The 17,451-nt window shown below is 70.9% G+C and carries 14 protein-coding genes and 1 pseudogene; 9 read left to right on the top strand and 6 right to left on the bottom strand.

Annotation, left to right across the window (positions count from 1 at the left end):
- Nucleotides 1-80: 80 nt before the first annotated feature.
- Nucleotides 81-833, bottom strand: a complete 753-nt coding sequence (locus ACFY9I_RS10485; protein ID WP_390999334.1) for a glucose 1-dehydrogenase — start codon at nt 831-833, stop codon at nt 81-83.
- Between the two features lie 347 nt (nt 834-1,180).
- On the opposite strand from ACFY9I_RS10485, the gene ACFY9I_RS10480 reads away from it, so the two are divergent.
- Together ACFY9I_RS10480 and ACFY9I_RS10475 are read left to right on the top strand one after the other, a co-directional pair.
- On the top strand, nt 1,181-1,882 hold the full coding sequence (locus ACFY9I_RS10480; RefSeq protein WP_391000368.1) for a hypothetical protein: 702 nt from the start codon (nt 1,181-1,183) through the stop codon (nt 1,880-1,882).
- A 58-nt stretch (nt 1,883-1,940) separates the two neighbouring features.
- Nucleotides 1,941-2,756 (top strand): hypothetical protein, encoded by an 816-nt coding sequence (locus tag ACFY9I_RS10475; RefSeq protein WP_390999331.1) that lies wholly within the window; start codon nt 1,941-1,943, stop codon nt 2,754-2,756.
- 139 nt (nt 2,757-2,895) lie between these two features.
- On the opposite strand, the gene ACFY9I_RS10470 is transcribed toward ACFY9I_RS10475, so the two are convergent.
- The gene (locus ACFY9I_RS10470) at nt 2,896-3,666 is read right to left on the bottom strand and encodes a LuxR C-terminal-related transcriptional regulator (protein ID WP_390999329.1); all 771 of its coding nucleotides are present in this window, start codon (nt 3,664-3,666) and stop codon (nt 2,896-2,898) included.
- 167 nt (nt 3,667-3,833) lie between these two features.
- Between ACFY9I_RS10470 and ACFY9I_RS10465 the strand changes: the two are divergent.
- Nucleotides 3,834-4,142: pseudogene (locus ACFY9I_RS10465) on the top strand (hypothetical protein); the annotation flags it as partial.
- Nucleotides 4,143-4,423: 281 nt separating this feature from the next.
- On the opposite strand, the gene ACFY9I_RS10460 reads toward ACFY9I_RS10465, so the two are convergent.
- Both ACFY9I_RS10460 and ACFY9I_RS10455 read right to left on the bottom strand, forming a co-directional pair.
- Nucleotides 4,424-5,326 (bottom strand): TIGR03619 family F420-dependent LLM class oxidoreductase, encoded by a 903-nt coding sequence (locus ACFY9I_RS10460; RefSeq protein ID WP_391000365.1) that lies wholly within the window; start codon nt 5,324-5,326, stop codon nt 4,424-4,426.
- A gap of 948 nt (nt 5,327-6,274) precedes the next feature.
- Complete coding sequence (locus tag ACFY9I_RS10455; RefSeq protein ID WP_390999327.1) at nt 6,275-7,567, bottom strand: amidohydrolase family protein; 1,293 nt, start codon at nt 7,565-7,567, stop codon at nt 6,275-6,277.
- A gap of 282 nt (nt 7,568-7,849) precedes the next feature.
- Here ACFY9I_RS10455 and ACFY9I_RS10450 point away from each other — a divergent pair, with 282 nt between their 5' ends.
- The 3 genes from ACFY9I_RS10450 to ACFY9I_RS10440 all read left to right on the top strand — a co-directional run bounded on the left by ACFY9I_RS10450 (nt 7,850) and on the right by ACFY9I_RS10440 (nt 11,900).
- Nucleotides 7,850-10,810 carry a BTAD domain-containing putative transcriptional regulator gene (locus tag ACFY9I_RS10450; protein WP_390999324.1) on the top strand — a complete coding sequence of 987 codons (2,961 nt, stop codon included), beginning with the start codon at nt 7,850-7,852 and terminating at the stop codon, nt 10,808-10,810.
- A 343-nt stretch (nt 10,811-11,153) separates the two neighbouring features.
- Complete coding sequence (locus tag ACFY9I_RS10445; protein ID WP_390999321.1) at nt 11,154-11,396, top strand: hypothetical protein; 243 nt, start codon at nt 11,154-11,156, stop codon at nt 11,394-11,396.
- Between the two features lie 144 nt (nt 11,397-11,540).
- Nucleotides 11,541-11,900: a DUF6247 family protein gene (locus tag ACFY9I_RS10440; RefSeq protein WP_390999319.1), complete on the top strand. Its 360-nt coding sequence runs from the start codon at nt 11,541-11,543 to the stop codon at nt 11,898-11,900.
- Between the two features lie 27 nt (nt 11,901-11,927).
- On the opposite strand, the gene ACFY9I_RS10435 is transcribed toward ACFY9I_RS10440, so the two are convergent.
- Nucleotides 11,928-13,592 (bottom strand): AMP-binding protein, encoded by a 1,665-nt coding sequence (locus ACFY9I_RS10435; RefSeq protein WP_391000362.1) that lies wholly within the window; start codon nt 13,590-13,592, stop codon nt 11,928-11,930.
- Nucleotides 13,593-13,742: 150 nt separating this feature from the next.
- Here ACFY9I_RS10435 and ACFY9I_RS10430 point away from each other — a divergent pair, with 150 nt between their 5' ends.
- The 3 genes from ACFY9I_RS10430 to ACFY9I_RS10420 are packed head-to-tail and all read left to right on the top strand — an operon-like array spanning nt 13,743 to nt 16,110.
- Nucleotides 13,743-14,891, top strand: a complete 1,149-nt coding sequence (locus tag ACFY9I_RS10430) for a lipid-transfer protein (protein ID WP_390999316.1) — start codon at nt 13,743-13,745, stop codon at nt 14,889-14,891.
- 26 nt (nt 14,892-14,917) lie between these two features.
- Nucleotides 14,918-15,334, top strand: coding sequence for an OB-fold domain-containing protein (locus ACFY9I_RS10425; RefSeq protein ID WP_390999313.1), 417 nt, complete (start codon nt 14,918-14,920; stop codon nt 15,332-15,334).
- Nucleotides 15,331-16,110: an enoyl-CoA hydratase-related protein gene (locus ACFY9I_RS10420; protein WP_390999310.1), complete on the top strand. Its 780-nt coding sequence runs from the start codon at nt 15,331-15,333 to the stop codon at nt 16,108-16,110. Before ACFY9I_RS10425 ends, ACFY9I_RS10420 begins: the two co-directional genes overlap by 4 nt.
- A gap of 18 nt (nt 16,111-16,128) precedes the next feature.
- Here ACFY9I_RS10420 and ACFY9I_RS10415 read toward each other — a convergent pair whose 3' ends face one another.
- The gene (locus ACFY9I_RS10415; protein ID WP_390999307.1) at nt 16,129-17,406 is read right to left on the bottom strand and encodes an acyltransferase family protein; all 1,278 of its coding nucleotides are present in this window, start codon (nt 17,404-17,406) and stop codon (nt 16,129-16,131) included.
- Nucleotides 17,407-17,451: the final 45 nt, after the last annotated feature.

Raw genomic sequence — 17,451 nt, 5'->3', positions numbered from 1 at the left:
GAACGCTCGGGTAGGCGGTCGGACCGCGAGTGCGGTCCGCGAGCGGGCCTCGCACGGCCGGCATTTCGGACCGCGCACGGTCACAGACTCACCCCGGCCAGCCAGCCCCCGTCGATCACGAACGGCTGCCCGGTGATGTAGGAGGAGTCCTCGCAGGAGAGGAAGAGGGCGAGGTGGGCGACCTCCTCGGGGCGGCCGATCCGGCCGAGCGGGATCCGCTTGCGGTAGAGCTTGTCGACGGCCTCGGCGGATGCCTCGTCACCCGGGTCGGTCATCGCGGTGTCGATGGCGCCGGGGCAGACCGCGTTGACCCGGATGCCCTTGCGGGCCAGCTCCAGCGCGGCCACCCGCGTGAGGCCGACGATCGCGTGCTTGGTCGCGGCGTACGCGCCGACGTACGCCATGCCCGTGATCCCCGTGTACGAGGCGGTGTTGACGATGGTCCCGCCGCCGGCCGCCTCGATCGCGGGGGCGAGGGTCTTGATGCCGAGGAAGACGCCGACCTGGTTGACCTGCACGACCTGCATGAACTCGTCGAGGGGGGTGTCGACGAGGGTGTTGAAGCGCAGGATGCCGGCGTTGTTGACCACCCCGTCGACCTTCCCGTACGCCTCCTTCGCGGTGGCCACCGCGGCAGCCCAGTCGTCCTCCCGCCGCACGTCCAGGTGGACATAGCGGGCACCCAGCTCCTTGGCCAGCTTCTCCCCCCGGTCGTCGAGCACGTCCGCGACGACGACCTTGGCACCCTCGGCCGCGAACAGCCGCGCCTCCTGCTCGCCCTGGCCGCGCGCGGCGCCGGTGATGAGGACGACGCGTCCGTCGAGCTTGCCCATGGGTGTCTCCTTCGGAGGTGGAGGACGCGCGTTGACCGCGCTTCTGATGCTCCGTCACGCACGTGGCGAACGACACCCAGGGTGGTTGCTGACGAACCGTCAGGCAAGGGTCGTGGGCTCGGAAGGTGCAGTAACGCACCCCCCGAGGCAAGGGCCGGGGACGTTGGATGCGTGTGGCGATGAACACGCCAAGTGACCAGCGGGTAGGGATATTTGACCCTGTCGGGGGCCCTCCAGCGAACGTCAATATTCCTCAACGGAAAGCCGAAGGAACCCCAGCAAAGACCCCCTCAAGGAGAGAGCAGAGCGTGGCCAAGAGGCGATTCAAGAACAAGAAGGTCCGGTATGTGGCGATCGGAGCGGCGGTCACGACCGTCGCCGCCATCGCCACCGTGGTACTTCCGTCGGCCAGCGCCGCCGAGGAGAAGACGCCGGAGCAGATCATAAAGCTGTGCGAAAGGACCAAGGTCCTCAACGGCAAGAAGCAGTCCCTCGAGGACTTTGGCGGCAGTGGATTCGGCGGCCCCGGTTTCGCATCCGACACCTGCGATTTCGTCGAGACGAAGGAGATCGAGTTCTTCGACGGCCCCACGGAGAAGGTCACGGTCGACTTCCCGAACTGCGAGGTGGACTCCGGCCCGGAGGCCAAGTTCACATGGACAGCGACCGTGGGGCAGGGCCAGGGCAAGTACACCGCGACACAACAAGGTGCCGGTGGAGGGCTCTTCGGCTTCCTGAGCGGGTCCTGGCTCAAGCACAAGGGAACGACCGACCTCACCATCAAGACGGTCACCGCCGGCGACAGCGAAATCAGGCAGATTCCCAAGGGCAAGGTCCTCCACATGGAGTTCACGCCGAGGATGCAGCGCATGACGGGCGAATGGCGAGTGAAGATCAACGCCGACCCGGGAAGCTTCGCCGTCAATCCCAGCCCCGAGCAGAACTTCGCGGCGCCGGAGATCGTCGAGGGACCCGTGGTTCTGCCGGGAGCGGCCGGCGCGGCCGGAATCGCGGACGGGACGCTCAAGCCCGTCCTGACCGACTGCTGACGGACCTGCCCCCCATCTTCCGACTCCCCACACTTCCCCCCCCAAGAGGAGACACACCATGACACGCCCCGGCCACAAGGGAAATCACCGGAGCAAGAAGAAGCGCATCACCATCGTGCTCGCCCCGGTGGTGGCCGTCGCCGTGGCCATTCCGCTGATGAACCAGGCGGGTGCCGCCACACCCTCCGAGGTGGCGAAGGACTGCGCGCAGGACGCCGCGACACTGGAGAACTGCGAATTCGTCGACGTCCAGTTCAAGAGGAACAGCCTGGGGGCCAACAAGCGCGTCTCGACCCCGTTCGACAACTGCGGTGCAACGACCGAAGGCGTGAAGGCCTTCAACGTGTCCGCGACGGTGACCAGGTCCATCACGCTCGAAGACGGATTCGTCGCCGCCGCCGACTCGAAGCTGGGGAACTCGTTCTTCGAGATCGGCGCCAAGTTCAACACGACGGAGATCAACCTCAAGCGTGACGACAAGGGGACCGGCTTCGACTTCTCCAGGACGGACAAGGTGTTGCCCGACCGCGTCGGGTTCTTCATGTGGTCGGAGAAGCGCACCGACGTGAGCGGATTCCTCAGGGCCACGTACAAGGAAGAGCAGAACGGCCAGAAGGTGTTCTTCTCTCCCAGCGAGGGCGCCGCGACCGTGCATGTCTTCTATCCACAGCTCCTGAAGAACGGCACCCCCGACGGCCGTCTCTGGCTGCGGAACGTGAAGTGCGGCACGCCCGAGGCGGATGCGGCGCTGGGCAGGGAGAACAGCGGCAACGTCGCTTCCCTTCGCGCGGAGCAAGCGGAACCCGGATTCGGCGAGGGCGGCGAGAACGTCACGGACGTCGAAATCCCGCTGTCCGAGATCCCGGCACCGTAGTGGGAACGACATATCCATAGCGGGAGGTCGCTGTCCGTAACGGACAGCGACCGCCGCAACGGACAGCGGCAAGCAGAGTACGACCGGAACACGACCGGCCCCCGCGCATCACGCGGGGGCTTCTTCCGTGCACGCCAGGTCAGCGTGCGGTCAATCCAATGGGGTCGCCCTGTGCGGCTCCCAGCCACTTCAGCACCGCGTCCGTGTTGCCGCGGGCGTCCAGCTTGGCGTAGATGTTGCTGAGGTTGTTGCGGACGGTCTTCTCGCTCAGCCGCAGGCGCAGCCCGATCTCCTGGGCGCTGAGGCCGGTGGAGAGGAGTTCCATGATCTGGCGTTCGCGGGGCGAGAGCAGCGAGCGCAGTCGCTCCATCGCCTCCCCGTGGTCCGGCAGACGCCTGGCCGCGTCCCGGACGGCGGCGCAGGCGACGGGCGAGAAGTAGGTGTGGCCGACCGTGGCGGCCATGACCGCCGAGGAGAGCATGCAGGTGCAGTAGTCGCCCTCGACCAAATAGCCGGCCCCGCCGCGGAACACCTCCACCACCACCTCGGCGTCCCGGCGGGGGCTGACGACGATCACCGGAGCGCTCATGGAGCCCATGGCCTTCAGCAGCTCCGCGAAGGAGACCGACGGGTCCTCGCAGCGCAGGACCACGACATCCGCCTCGGTCTCCCGGAGCGCGCGATAGGGCGGCGGGATGTGCAGCGCGCTGCTCACGTACCGGTCGTCGGGGGCCGGCCAGTCGTCGTGCGGCCACTCCCTTTCGGCACAGGCGAGCGCGACGGACAGGCCCTGGGACGACGCGTCCGGCAGGTGGGGTGGGTGTGCCGGGACACGGGAGGGGCGTGCGGGAACAGCTGAGACGGGAGTGCCTACGTACTGGGACGTGCCGACGTGCCGGGGGGATCGCACTTCGCGTGTCCTTCCGCCGAAGCCATGACTCCCCTACATACGTGACTCCGGCGCAAGTTGTTCGAAGTTTCAATCACGAAGCGCCAAGCTGTCTGACAGGTTCGGCCGCCCCTCGCCCACCACCGGGAGCGAAACGCCTCGGCCGTAACGCCCGCGCCACGACCGCGAACGGGCAGGCGCTCGCGGCCCGGCTCGACGCCGCCGACAGCGTCCGGTTCCTGCTGGAGACCCTCTTCACCCTGGACCGCCGTCCCCGCCCCTACAACAAGTACCTGGAGTGGGAGCTGACCCGGTTCCCGCTGCCCGGCTGGGGCACCGGCACGCTGCTCGACACCGTCGCCCACATCTCGGGAACGGGCGACGTCTCCACACAGCGGCACATCTTCGCCCAGGCCGAGGCAGCGGCCCGGCGCGCCGGGCACGGCGCGGTGCTGGACGCATGCGGTGAGGACCTGGAGCTGATGCGACCGCGGTAGGAGTGGCTGCGAGCCCCGGGGGGTGGCTTGAGCCGGGACCACTCAACGGTCACGCTGACCGTCCGGACCTACCGGATCAGCCCCGACGGCGAGGCCGACAGCCACGCGCGGTCGCTCACAGTCATCAGCGAGCACGACACCGAGCGCCTGCCCAAGTCGCACGAGTGGCCGCCATGCCGCTGCCCCCGTTGCCGGACCGGGCAGGAAACAGAACCTCGGTAGCAAGCACTGCGTCATCGGCCGCCTGCCCTGTCGCAACCTCCACGCGGGGCGGGCGGCTCCTACAACAACGGCCCCACCTCGGCCCCGAACTGCGCCATCTGGTCCGTGAGTTCGGGTCGGCTACAGCTACGGAACCGCACCTGGATCTGGTCCACCCCCATCGCCCCGTACGCCCGCAACGACTCCGCGAGGGCCTCCGGGCGGCCGGTGAGGGTCCGGCGGCCGACGTCCCAGCCCGGGTCGCCGACGTACAGCGGCTCGGTGATCGCGCCGACGGTGAGGGGGGCGGTGACCCCGGCCTCCTCCCGTAGCCGCCGCAGTCGGGCGATCTGGGACGGCAGCCGGTCGCGGGGGTCCCCCTGCGGCAGCCAGCCGTCGCCGCGGACGGCGGCGCGGCGTACGGCGGCGGGGGACGAGCCGCCCACCCAGATCGGGACGCGGTCCTGTGCGGGGCGGGGGCGTTGACCCAGGTCCTCGAAGTCGTACGCCTTGCCGTGGTGGGCCGGGAACTCGTCCGGGCCGAGGGCCGCTCGCAGGGCGTCCACGCACTCGTCGAGGACGGCTCCCCGGCGGTCGAAGTCCACACCCAGCGCCTCGAACTCCTCCCGTACGTGTCCGGCGCCGACACCGAGCACGAGTCGGCCGCCGGAGAGGTGGTCGAGGGTGGCGTACTGCTTGGCGGTCAGGAGCGGGTGGCGCAGGCCGACGACCGCGACATGGCTGAGGAGGCGGACGCGCTCCGTCACCCCCGCCAGGAAGGCGAGCGTGGCGACCGGGTCGTACCAGACCGTGCCCATCGCGTCCGCGAGACGGCGCGGGATGGCCACGTGGTCGCAGCTCGCGACGTACGCGAAGCCCGCCCCATCGGCGGCCCGCGCGATCTCGACCAGGTCCTCGGGCCCGGCGTCCGCCTCCCAGGGCTCGGCGTAGAGGGTGCTCTGGGACTGCACGGGGAGCTGCATCCCGTAGGCCAGTCGACCTTCCAGCGGTGTTCGCACGATCGCTCCCCCGGCTGATGGGTGGGGACGGTTGATGGGTGGGGACGGCTGATGGGTGGGGACGGTGATGCCGCGTCGCTGCCTCTCCGGCGTATACCTGACCTCATCCATGGTCATAGCTGACGCCCCGTCAGACAAGAGTGCGGGCCGCCGTTGTGGCGGTGGTGGGGGGCTGCCCGGTCAGAGGGAGGCTCTGGGACGCGGTCGGCCTCGTCCGAGCCACCGGGTCGGCCACGGAGTCCAGAGCCACACGCGCGTGCGGGAGCGACCCACGATGTCGGCGCTGTGTACCGCGGCCACCACCGTCATGACCGGCCACGCCAGAAGAGTGGTCCCAAACTGCGCCAAAGCCCCACCCGTGCCTATCGCGACGGCCACGAACTCCGCCGGGAAGACCAGCCCGCCGAGCAGTGCCCCTACGAGGGCGAGTACCCATGCGCGGGTGGTGACGCGAGACACAAGAGCCCGTCCCCCACCGAGAACCAAGCCCATCAGCACACCGGCCAGCAGGCTTCCTCCACAGAGCAGCCCGCCGTATCGCACGTTACTGGCGGCAAGCTGTGTGTCCCCTCCCCTGAGGAATTCCACCGCGGCCACCGCCAGAGCGAGTGCGGCCCAGGGGACGCCCGGAACGCAAGCCATCAGCAGGCCGACCCGCACGCCGCGCCCCAGCAAGCCCTGCCTGTTCATACGCCCCCAGCCATCGCACACGCCGCGCTGAGGAGATTACGCGAGCGGCTTGGCCGCCCCCTTCGGGGCGGGACGATCAGCGGGTGACTGGCGTGGTCACGGCGCCGGAGCCGTGGTGAACAGCCCCTTCACCGGACTGAGCCCGGCACCGCTCCGGCAAACTGATCACCACCCCGCCGCGAAGGCGCCGACGGCACACGCCTCAGGCACCCCCTCACCCCCTCACCCCGTCGGCCCCGCCCACAGCCCCTCCTCCGTCAGCCCCAGCAGTTCGATCGCGTTCCGGCGGACGATCCGGTCGACCACGTCCGGGGCCAGGTGTGCCATCTGGGCCTCGCCCACCTGGCGGGACTCGGGCCAGGTGGAGTCGGAGTGGGGGTAGTCGGTCTCGTAGAGCACGTTGCCCACCCCGATGGCGTCCAGGTTGCGGAGCCCGAACGCGTCGTCGAAGAAGCAGCCGTAGACGTGGTCGGCGAAGAGTTCGGACGGTGGGCAGTGGACCTTGTCGGCGACGCCGCCCCAGCCTCGGTTCTCCTCCCACACCACGTCCGCACGCTCCAGGATGTACGGGATCCAGCCGATCTGACCCTCCGCGTACATGACCTTGAGGTTGGGGAAGCGCTCGAACTTGCCGCTCATCAGCCAGTCGACCATCGAGAAGCAGCAGTTGGCGAAGGTGATGGTGGAGCCGACGGCGGGCGGGGCGTCGGCGGAGGTGGACGGCATACGGCTGGACGAGCCGATGTGCATCGCCACGACCGTGCCGGTCTCGTCGCAGGCCGCGAGGAAGGGGTCCCAGTCGTCGGTGTGGACGGAGGGCAGACCGAGGTGCGGGGGGATCTCGGAGAAGGCCACGGCCCGGACTCCTCGGGCCGCGTTGCGGCGGACCTCCGCCGCCGCCAACTCGGCGTCCCAGAGGGGGATCAGGGTGAGGGGGATCAGGCGGCCCCGCGCCAGCGGGCCGCACCACTCCTCCACCATCCAGTCGTTGTACGCCCGGACGCCGAGCAGGCCCAGTTCGCGGTCGGCGGCCTCGGTGAAGGTCTGGCCGCAGAAGCGGGGGAAGGTCGGGAAGCAGAGGGCCGACTGGACGTGGTTGACGTCCATGTCGGCGAGGCGCTGGGTGACGTCGTACGAGCCGGGGCGCATCTGCTCGTATGTGATGATCTCCAGCTTGATCTCGTCCCTGGAGTAGCCGACGGCGGTGTCGAGGCGGGTCAGGGGGCGGTGCAGGTCCTCGTACACCCACCAGTCGCCGATGGGACCGTCGTCGCCGGGGGCGCCCATGACGGGCTTGAAGCGGCCGCCGAGGAAGGTCATCTCCTTCAGTGGCGCGCGGACCACGCGAGGTCCTGTGTCCCGGTACTTCTTGGGGAGCCGGTCCTGCCATACGTCCGGGGGCTCCACCGTGTGGTCGTCGACGGAGATGATCTTGGGGAAGGGGGTGGGGGCGGACGTGGGGTCGGAAGTGGGGGCGGGGGCGGGATCCGTGGCGCTCGTCTCCATGGTGTCCATGTGCGTCACGGTAGCGCTGATCTGACGACCCGTCAGCAAAGTGGTCGGCCGTGCGTCGATGCACCTGCTTCGCCATCGGGGACGCGGACGCACGGGGAGAGCTTGTGTGGGCCTGGTGACACACCGCGTGGGTCCCTGTGATCGGTGTCTCGCACGGCTGACGGATCTGCCATGAACAAGGCAAAATGGCTGGGTTGTCAGGGAGGCTTGGGGGCGTCGATGGGTGGTGAACCGGGAGTGCCGGAGGTCGGTGTGCCGCGAGTACCGGAGCAAAGGGGTCCCATGGCCGCTCCGAATCCGGAACCGCCCGCCGAAGCCTCGGCCGAACTCCGCTTCAGTGTGCTCGGCCCCGTGCGGGCCTGGCGCGGCACCGAGCCTCTCGCCACCGGTTCGCCCCAGCAACGTGCCCTGCTGGCGGCCCTGTTGCTGCGCGAGGGCCGTACGGCGACCGCGAGCGAGCTGATCGACGCGCTGTGGGGCGACGATCCGCCGTCGCAGGCACTGGCCGCCGTACGGACGTACGCCTCGCGGCTGCGCAAGGCGCTCTCCGCCGGTGTGCTGGTGAGCGAGTCGGGTGGGTACGCGATCCGGTCGCTGTCCGGCGGCGCGCTGGATCTCGCCGTCGCGCAGGAACTGGCCGCCCACGCCGAGAAGGCCAAGAGCTCCGGGGATCTGTGCCATGCCCGCCGGCTCCTGAACAAGGCGCTGGGGCTCTGGGACGGGGAGGTGCTGGCCGGCGTGCCCGGCCCGTACGCGGAGACACAGCGGGCCCGGCTCGACGAGTGGCGTCTCCAACTCGTCGAGTCCCGGCTGGACATGGACCTGGAGCAGGGCTGTCACGCGGAGGCGGTGTCCGAGCTGACCGCCCTCACCGCCGCACACCCCTTGCGAGAGCGTCTGCGCGAACTGCTGATGCTCGCCCTGTACCGCAGCGGCCGCCAGGCCGAGGCCCTCGCCGTGTACGCGGACACCCGACGCCTCCTCGCCGACGAGCTGGGCGTGGATCCGCGGCCAGGCCTGCGGGAGCTGCAGCAGCGCATCCTTCGAGCGGACCCGGGTCTCGCGGAACCCTCCGCACCGCTCGCGCCCGAGCCCGCCGCCGGTCCCGTCCGGCCCGCGCAACTGCCCGCCACCGTGCCGGACTTCACGGGCCGGTCGTCCTTCGTCGACGATCTGACCGAGGTACTGGCGGAGGCGTCCGGCGCCGGGGGCCAGGTGATGGCCGTGTCCGCACTGGCGGGCATAGGCGGCGTCGGGAAGACGACCCTCGCCGTGCACGTGGCCCATCAGGCCCGGTCGGCCTTCCCCGACGGCCAGTTGTACGTCGACCTCCAGGGCGCCGGCTCCCGTCCCGCCGAACCGGAGACGGTCCTCGGGTCGTTCCTGCGGGCGCTGGGCACGGCCGACTCCGCGATCCCCGACTCGCTGGAGGAGCGGGCCGCGCTGTACCGGTCGGTCCTGGACGGCCGCCGGGTGCTCGTGCTGCTCGACAACGCCCGCGACGCCGCCCAGGTACGGCCCCTGCTGCCGGGGACGGCGGGCTGCGCGGCCCTCGTCACCGCGCGGGTGCGCATGGTGGACCTGGCCGGCGCCCACCTCGTCGATCTGGACGTCATGTCCCCGGACGAGGCCCTCCAGCTCTTCACGAAGATCGTCGGCCAGGAGCGGGTGGCCGCGGAACGCAAGGCCGCGCTCGACGTCGTCGCCGCCTGCGGTTTCCTGCCCCTGGCCATCCGTATCGCCGCGTCCCGTCTGGCGGCGCGCAGAACCTGGACGGTGTCCGTCCTGGCCGCGAAACTCGCCGACGAGCGGCGGCGGTTGGACGAGCTCCAGGCGGGTGACCTGGCCGTGAAGGCCACCTTCGAGCTGGGCTACGGCCAGCTGGAGCCCGCCCAGGCCCGCGCCTTCCGCCTCCTCGGTCTCGCGGACGGCCCGGACATCTCGCTGGCCGCCGCGGCCGCCGTACTCGATCTGCCGCCGGAGGACACCGAGGACCTCCTGGAGGCCCTCGTCGACACCTCGCTCCTGGAATCCGCCGCCCCCGGCCGCTACCGCTTCCACGACCTCGTCCGCCTCTACGCGCGTGCGTGCGCCGAACGCGACGAGCGGCCGACGGGCGAGCAGCCGACGGGCGAACGGGCCGGGGCGATGTCACGGCTGCTGGACTTCTATCTGGCGACGGCGGCGGAGGTGTACGCGATCGAACGGCCCGGCGACCGGCTGGTGGACCATCTGGAGCCCACCGAGTACCCCGGCCTGCGTTTCACCGAGGGCTCCGCCGCCCTCGACTGGCTCTACAGCGAGGCGGCCTGTCTGCTGGCCTGCGTACGGCAGTCCGCCGGCACCGACCGGCTGCGCCGCGCCGTCGACCTGCTCTGGGCGGCCAAGGACCTCACCGAGTCCGGCGCCAACTCCCACCAGTACGAGACGACGGCGCGCGCGATGTGCGACGCGACACGGGCGGCGGGGGACGCGCGGGCGGAGGGGCGGGCACGGACCACTCTCACCAATGTGCTGCTGGTGTCCGGCCGTATCCAGCAGGCCGAGGAAGAGGCCCGGCTCGCCATGGGCCTGGCGGCCTCGGTGCGGGACGACCGTGCGATCAGCTGGGTGTCCAACGACAGGGGCATCATCTCCCTGCACCAGGGCCGGTACGCGGACGGCAAGACACTGCTGGAGCAGGCCATCGAGGGCTACCGCACGGCCGGCAACCGGCCCGGCGTGGCGCTCAGCCTGTGCAACCTCTCCCGCGCCCACCTGGGCATGGGCAACATCGCCAAGGCCGTCGAGATCGCCGAGCAGGGTTTGGCCGCCCAGTTGGAGATCGGCCGGACGATGCGTCTGGCCAACGGCCACTTCACCCTGGGGATCGCGCTGACCAGGGCCGGCCGGCACGCGGAGGCGCTCAGCCAGTTCTCCGACGCGCTGCACATCTTCCGCGATCACCGGCAGCGGCTGTGGGCGGGCGTGACCAACTTCCGTATCGCCGAGGCCCATCTGGCCGCGAACCACCCCGCTCGGGCAGCCCAGCACGCCGAGCAGGCCCTCGCTCTGGGCGTCATCGGCGGGGACCGTATGCGCGGCAACGTCCTGGCTCTCCTGGGCCGCGCTCTCTCCGGCCTGGGCCAGGCCGACCGCGCCAGGGCCTGCTGGCGCGACGCGCTCGGCCTGTACGAGCAGACCGGTGGTGTCATCGAGGCCGAAGAGGTGCGCGCACTCCTCGTCACGCCGCGGGCGGCATGAGCGAAACGCAGGGCACGGTACGGTGCGACACGGCACGATGCCTTACGGTGCAGCACGGTACCGTGCGTCACGGCACGGTGCGTCACGGCACGGTGCGTCACGGGCGGTGCGGTCCTCCGTCCCGTTCGGTCCTCCGTCCGGTGCGGAGCGTCGCAGACGTTCAGCATTCGTTTATCGCGGACCGGCACTCTTTTGGTTGTCACACCGTCGCGTCGGGGGGCAGGCGGTTTGACCAGGAGCGCGACCGATCGAGGCGCGGCTCCGAACAGCCCGTCCGGTGGCCCTCGGGGGAGTCTCCGGGCGGGCCTTGCTGACTCGCCACCACAGCGGAGGAATTCAGGACATGAGCGACAAGAACACGGCCTCTGACGCCACCACACAGGACAACGCCATGCCCAGCGAGCCCGTCAAGACGGACGACATCCGCACGCTGGACAACGCGATGCCGGCGCCGCCCAAGAAGAGCCCGGGCGCCACCACGCAGGACAACGCGATGCCGAGCGAGCCCGTCAAGACGGACGACATCCGCACGCTGGACAACGCCATGCCCGCCCCGCCCGCCCTCGACCTCGACAGCGGCAAGTAGGGCCCACACCGGACTTCCGTCCCACGGGGATCGGCCGCGGTGGCGCGGAGGGGGAGCCACCGCGGCCGAGGTGTGTCCGGCGTCCGCCGCCCGGCGGAGCGGCGGGCACCTGGGCCAGGGGCAACGGGCCAGGGAAGGACGAGGATGATCGCTGCGCATGCCGGACCCGGCGCGACCGTCGTGCCACGGCCGGAGAGAACACCGCCCGCTTTGCGTGGGGCCCTGGAACGGGTGGCCCCTCACCGTCTGGCGGAGATGGAGCGGCAGAAGGACGAGGCCATCACCCTGGCGGCGCGCTCGGGCAGCCTCGCCCCCATCACACGGTTCCTCGAAACCTGGGCCGTGGCCGTCGAGATCGCCCGGGTACCCGCGTCGGCCGCCCGGCTGCACGCCGCCGAGCACACCGCACGGACCGCCGACCACGACGACCCCGCCTGGCGCGAGGCCATGGACGAGATCCGCGACCTCCACCGCGCCGCCCTGGAGTCACTGAACCGCGCATGACCGGAACGGGGCACCCGCCCCGGCCCCTCAGCGCCCCCGCAACTCCCCCTTCACCACCTTCCCGCTCGCGTTCCGCGGCAGCTCCGGTACGAAGTCCACCGCCCTCGGCACCTTGTAGTTGGCCATCTCACGGCGGGACCAGGCGATGAGGTCGTCGGCGGTCACCAGGGACCCCGGGCGGCGTACCACGTAGGCCTTGCCGACCTCGCCGAGGCGGGGGTCCGGGACGCCGATGACGGCGACGTCGGCCACATCGGGGTGCACGCCCAGCAGTTGCTCGATCTCGGCGGGGTAGGCGTTGAAGCCGCCGACGATGAACATGTCCTTGAGGCGGTCGGTGATCCGCAGATTGCCCTCGGGGTCGAGGACCCCGACATCACCCGTGCGCAGCCAGCCGTCCTCGGTCACCGTCCGCGCGGTCTCGGCCCGATCCTCGAAGTAGCCCCGCATGACGTTGAAGCCCCGGACGACGACCTCGCCGGGTGACCCGGCCGGCAGGGCGGTACCCGAGGGGCCGACGACCCGCACCTCCGTCCCGGGGATCGCCCGGCCGGACGTCGACGCGATCACCGACGGCTCGTCCCCGCGCCGGCACATCGTGACGATGCCGCTCGCCTCGGAGAGGCCGTACGCCGTCAGGACGGTGTCCACGCGCAGTTCCGCGCGCAGCCGTTCGACCAGGCGGAGCGGGACGACGGCCGCGCCTGTGACCACCAGGCGCAGGGCACTCAGGTCGTAGTCGTCGCGGGCGGGGTGGTCCAGGAGGGACTGGTGGAGGGTCGGCGGACCGGGGAGGACGGAGACGCGTTCGGCCGCCACGTTGGCCATCGCGGTCTCCACGTTGAACACGGGCTGCGGGATCATCGTCGCGCCCCGCATCAGGCAGGCGATCACGCCCGCCTTGTAGCCGAAGGTGTGGAAGAAGGGGTTCACGATCAGATAGCGGTCGCCCTGCCGGAGACCGGCCAGCTCGCACCACACCCCGTACGCCCGCAGGGTCTGCGCGTGGGTGATCACAGCGCCCTTGGGGCGGCCCGTCGTGCCCGAGGTGAAGACGAGGTCGGACGGGGAGTCGCCGGTCAGCGCCTGCGACCTCGCCCGTACCTCCGCCGCCGCGACCCCGTCGCCGCTCGCCAGGAAGTCCTTCCAGATGCGGAAGTCGGCGGGGGCGTCGTCCGCGAGGACGACCACCTGCTCCAGGTACGGAAGCCCGGGCAGCGGCCCCGGCCGCTCACCCACGTTCCCCGCCGCCCGCGGCCGACCACCACCGTCCGCCTCCGCCCCCCGCGATCGGCCACCGTCCGCCCCCGCCGCCCGCCGCAGCGAGGCTACGTACGACGTCCCCAGGAACGTCCCCGTGACGAACAGCAGCTTCGTCCGGCTGCGCGCCAGTACGTCCGCCGCCTCGCCGCCCTTGAAGCGGGTGTTCAGCGGTACGAGCACCGCGCCCGCCGAGACCGCGCCGAGCGCGGAGACGATCCAGTCGAGGGAGTTCGGCGCCCAGACGGCGACGCGGTCACCGACCCGGACGCCGTTCGCGACACAGGCCGCCGCCGCACGCTCGATGCGCGAGCCCAGTTCGGCGTACGACACCCGTGTACGCCCGTCGACGACGGCCTCGACCCCGCCGAACCGCCGGGCCGCCGAACGGACCAGCCCCGGCACGGTCCCCCACTCCATGTCACCGCGCATCCCGACGTCACCGCGCACAGCAGGCCTCCCGTACCCGAGAACCAGTAGCTGACTACCCGTCAGATTAGCTGTACCCTGACGGACTGTCAGCAGCCGGTCATGGGTGCCCTGACAGCCCTTGACCCATGCCCCTGTGCGGAGGTGTGCCCCATGGCCGTGCTCAAGGACGCGACAGCGATCGTCGGCATCGGCCAGACCCCTTTCGCCAAGCAACTACCCGAAACAGAACGGACGTTGGCGTGTCGGGCGATCCTCGCCGCGCTGGACGACGCCGGGATCGCGCCGGACGAGGTCGACGCGCTCGCCTCCTACACGATGGAGGAGACGGACGAGGTCGAGGTCGCCAAGGCGCTCGGCCTGGGTGACCTCACGTTCTTCAGCAAGGTCGGCTACGGCGGCGGCGGTTCCTGTGCCACGGTCGCCCATCTCGCCGCCGCGATCGCGACCGGGCAGGCCACGGTGGGCGTCGCCTGGCGGTCCCGCAAGCGCGGCTCGGGCCCCCGCCCGTGGAAGAACACCACGGTCCAACTCCCCACGCCCGCCCAGTGGACCCGCCCGTACGGCCTGCTCCGTCCGGCCGACGAGATAGCCATGCTCGCGCGCCGCCACATGCACGAGTACGGCACCACCCGCGACCACCTCTTCAACGTGGCCTTGGCCTGCCGCAACAGAGCGAACCAGAACCCCGCCGCGATCATGTACGACCGCCCGCTGACCCGCGATATGTACATGAACTCCCGCTGGATCAGCGAGCCCCTCTGCCTCTTCGACAACTGCCTGGAGACCGACGGGGCGTTGGCGTGCGTGGTCGTCTCCGCCGAGCGCGCCCGCGACTGCCGCCGGGCCCCGGTCTACGTCCACTCCGCCGCCCAGGGCCTGCCCGCCCAGCACCACGGCATGGTCAACTACTGGAACGACGACCCGCTGACCGGCCCGGCCTGGACCGCCGCCCGCCACCTCTGGAAGCACTCGGACCTCACCCCGGACGACGTCGACGTGGCCCAGATCTACGACGCCTTCACCGCTCTCATCCCCCTCTCCCTGGAGGGCTACGGCTTCTGCGACCGGGGCGAGGGCGGCGCGTACACGGAGGGGGGCGCCCTCGAAATCGGCGGACGACTGCCCCTCAACACCTCGGGCGGCGGCCTCAGCGAGGCCTACGTCCACGGCTTCAACCTGATCACCGAGGGCGTACGGCAGTTGCGCGGCACGAGCACCGCCCAGGTGCCCGGGGCGGCGACCTGCCTGGTGACGGCGGGCGAGGGCGTACCGACCTCGGCCCTGCTGCTCCGCAACTGATCGAGCGACGGCGAGAGGAAGTCGAGATGCTGACACCGGTCGTGGACGACGACGGCGCCCCCTTCTGGGAGTACGCCGCCCAGGGCGAACTACGGATCCAGTCCTGCGCCGACTGCGGCGAACTCCGCTTCCCGCCCCGCCCTTGCTGCCCCCTCTGCCGGTCCTTCGCGACGGAGTGGCGCCGGGTCGCCGGCCGGGGCCGCATCTGGTCCTACGTCCTCCCCCACCCACCCCTCCTCCCCGAGTACGCCGAGCAGTCCCCGTACAACGTCGTCCTCGTCGAACTGGCCGACGCGCCCCGGATCCGTCTGGTCGGCAACCTGGTGAGCGAGCCGGGCGCCCGCCTGAACTCCGTGCCGGCGGAACGGATCCGGATCGGCGCCCGGGTCCAGGTCGTCTTCACCGACACCGGCCTGCCCCAATGGGCACTGGAGCGACCGTGACCCTGCGCACCACGACGGACAAGGACACGGGCGTGGCACTCGTCACGCTGGACCGCCCGGAGAAACTGAACGCCGTGGACCTGACCATGGCGGAGCAACTCACCTCCTTGTGGCGGCGGTTGCGTTTCGACGACACCGTACGGGCCGTCGTGGTGACCGGCGCCGGCGATCGGGCCTTCTGCACGGGCCTCGACCGGGACGCGGTGAACGCCGTGCCGCAGCCGGACTCCCCGTACTCGATCGAGGACCCCCTCCTGAGGGTCGGCCCGAAGTCGAACGACCTCTGGACACCGGTGATCGCGGCGGTGAACGGCATGGCCTGCGGCGGTGCCTTCTACCTCCTTGGCGAGTCCGACTTCCTCGTCGCCGACCCCCGCGCCACCTTCTTCGACCCGCACACCACCTACGGCATGGTCAGCGCCTTCGAGTCGATCCTGATGGCCCAGCGGATGCCGTACGGGGAGGCAGCGCGCATGGCGCTGATGGGCACCGCCGAGCGGATGTCGGCGCGACGGGCCCACGAGGTGGGGCTGGTGTCGGAGGTGACGGAGCCCGGCGAGTCCGTCGCCGCGGCCGTGCGGTGCGCCGAAGTGATCGCCGGGTATCCCCCGGAGGCCGTCCAGGGCACGGTCCGGGCCTGCTGGTCGGCCCGCGAAGCGGCGCGGACACACGCCCTCGCGTACGCCCCGCACCTGATCTCGCTGGGCAACCAACCGGCGGAAGGGCAGGGCGCACTGTTCACGGCGCGGCGGCGCGGCGGGTTCCGGACGCGATGAGAGTCTGACTCCTTCGCTTCAACCCACTCGATCCGGCGCCGGCTCCGCTGCCGGCGCCGACTCCGACTCCGCCCCGGTCCCCGCCCGGTCCGGGGCCCCCGCCCGGTCCGGGGCGTCGCGGCGTGTCAGGCGTCGGCCCCACCTCTGGGCCGGTGCCTCGACGCAGTGGTACGTCAGGACGCACACCGGCAACAGGACGGCGTAGAAGACCACTTCGAGGACGAGGTCGTCGTGGCGTCGGCGGCCGATCGTGCCGTCGCTCACCGCCAGCAGCAGCGGATGCACCAGGTAGACCGAGTAGCTGATCGTGCCCAGGAAGGTGAGCAGACGCGGGATCCGGCGCCGACGCAGCGCCAGCCCGACGCCGAAGGTGACGACGGCCAGCAGGAAGGACACGATCCAGGCGCGCCGGGTGAAGTGGCCCCCGTCGCCGTCGACATACGCGCTCCCGACCGCGCAGACGACGACCACTGCCGCCGCGCACCCCGCGTACGACCAGCCGCTCTGCCCGGTGTCGGCCCGGTACACCGCCGTGCCGAGGAACATCACGGCGAGGATCACCAGGCCCTCCCACACCGGCACCGTGCCGTTGAAGGCGACCAGGGCCAGCGCGAGGATCCCGCCGAGCACGCCGCCGAACACCCTCAGGGCAGTCGAGCCGGTGCTCGCGCAGGCGATGGCGACGACCATCACGACCGACGCGAGCGCGATCAGCCGGCCGGTGCCCAGTTCCTCGGAGAGGGCCGACGGCGGCAGCGCGAACCCGGCCGCCACACTCAGCGCGGCGAGCCCCGCCAGGGTGATGGCGACCGCGCCCGACCGCCGGTGCAGGCGAACCGTGAAGAGCCCGACGACCAGCAGGTAGAAGGCCATCTCGTACGAGAGCGTCCACAGGACCAGGAGAAGGTTGGGGGTGCCCAACAGCTCCTGGAACAGCGTGAGATGGGCCAGGGCCACCGACGCGAGGCTCTGTCCGCCGAAGTCCCGGATCTCCGCCACGCCCAACCGGTCGGCCACGAACAGACCGGCGACGACGGCCGCGCACAGCGGGTAGATGCGGAAGAGCCGACCGGTCCAGAACGTCCTCACACAGCCCCGGCGTTCCAGCGACGCGGGGATGATGTAACCGCTGACCAGGAAGAACACCATGATGCCGTAACGGCTGGTGTTGAACTCCGGCATCAGCTCCCTTCGGAACTCCGCCATGAAGGAGTACGAGGAGTGGTCGAACACCACGACGATCGCGGCGATCCCGCGCAGGGCGTCCAGCCAGCCGAGCCGCGACGACCCGGACACGGCCCGGCGCGAGGACCGCACAGCCCGCACAGCCCGCACAGCCCG

It is taken from the genome of Streptomyces sp. NPDC012510 (assembly GCF_042955065.1).
In the GTDB taxonomy this organism is placed as follows: domain Bacteria; phylum Actinomycetota; class Actinomycetes; order Streptomycetales; family Streptomycetaceae; genus Streptomyces.
This window is presented reverse-complemented; position numbering and strand designations above follow the sequence as displayed.

Coding starts and splice junctions, on each gene's coding strand:
- ACFY9I_RS10485 (WP_390999334.1), bottom strand. CDS start 833: ATGGGCAAGCTCGACGGACGCGTCGTCCTCATCACCGGCGCCGCGCGC.
- ACFY9I_RS10475 (WP_390999331.1), top strand. CDS start 1,941: ATGACACGCCCCGGCCACAAGGGAAATCACCGGAGCAAGAAGAAGCGC.
- ACFY9I_RS10460 (WP_391000365.1), bottom strand. CDS start 5,326: ATGCAGCTCCCCGTGCAGTCCCAGAGCACCCTCTACGCCGAGCCCTGG.
- ACFY9I_RS10455 (WP_390999327.1), bottom strand. CDS start 7,567: ATGGACACCATGGAGACGAGCGCCACGGATCCCGCCCCCGCCCCCACT.
- ACFY9I_RS10450 (WP_390999324.1), top strand. CDS start 7,850: ATGGCCGCTCCGAATCCGGAACCGCCCGCCGAAGCCTCGGCCGAACTC.
- ACFY9I_RS10445 (WP_390999321.1), top strand. CDS start 11,154: ATGAGCGACAAGAACACGGCCTCTGACGCCACCACACAGGACAACGCC.
- ACFY9I_RS10440 (WP_390999319.1), top strand. CDS start 11,541: ATGATCGCTGCGCATGCCGGACCCGGCGCGACCGTCGTGCCACGGCCG.
- ACFY9I_RS10435 (WP_391000362.1), bottom strand. CDS start 13,592: ATGCGCGGTGACATGGAGTGGGGGACCGTGCCGGGGCTGGTCCGTTCG.
- ACFY9I_RS10430 (WP_390999316.1), top strand. CDS start 13,743: ATGGCCGTGCTCAAGGACGCGACAGCGATCGTCGGCATCGGCCAGACC.
- ACFY9I_RS10425 (WP_390999313.1), top strand. CDS start 14,918: ATGCTGACACCGGTCGTGGACGACGACGGCGCCCCCTTCTGGGAGTAC.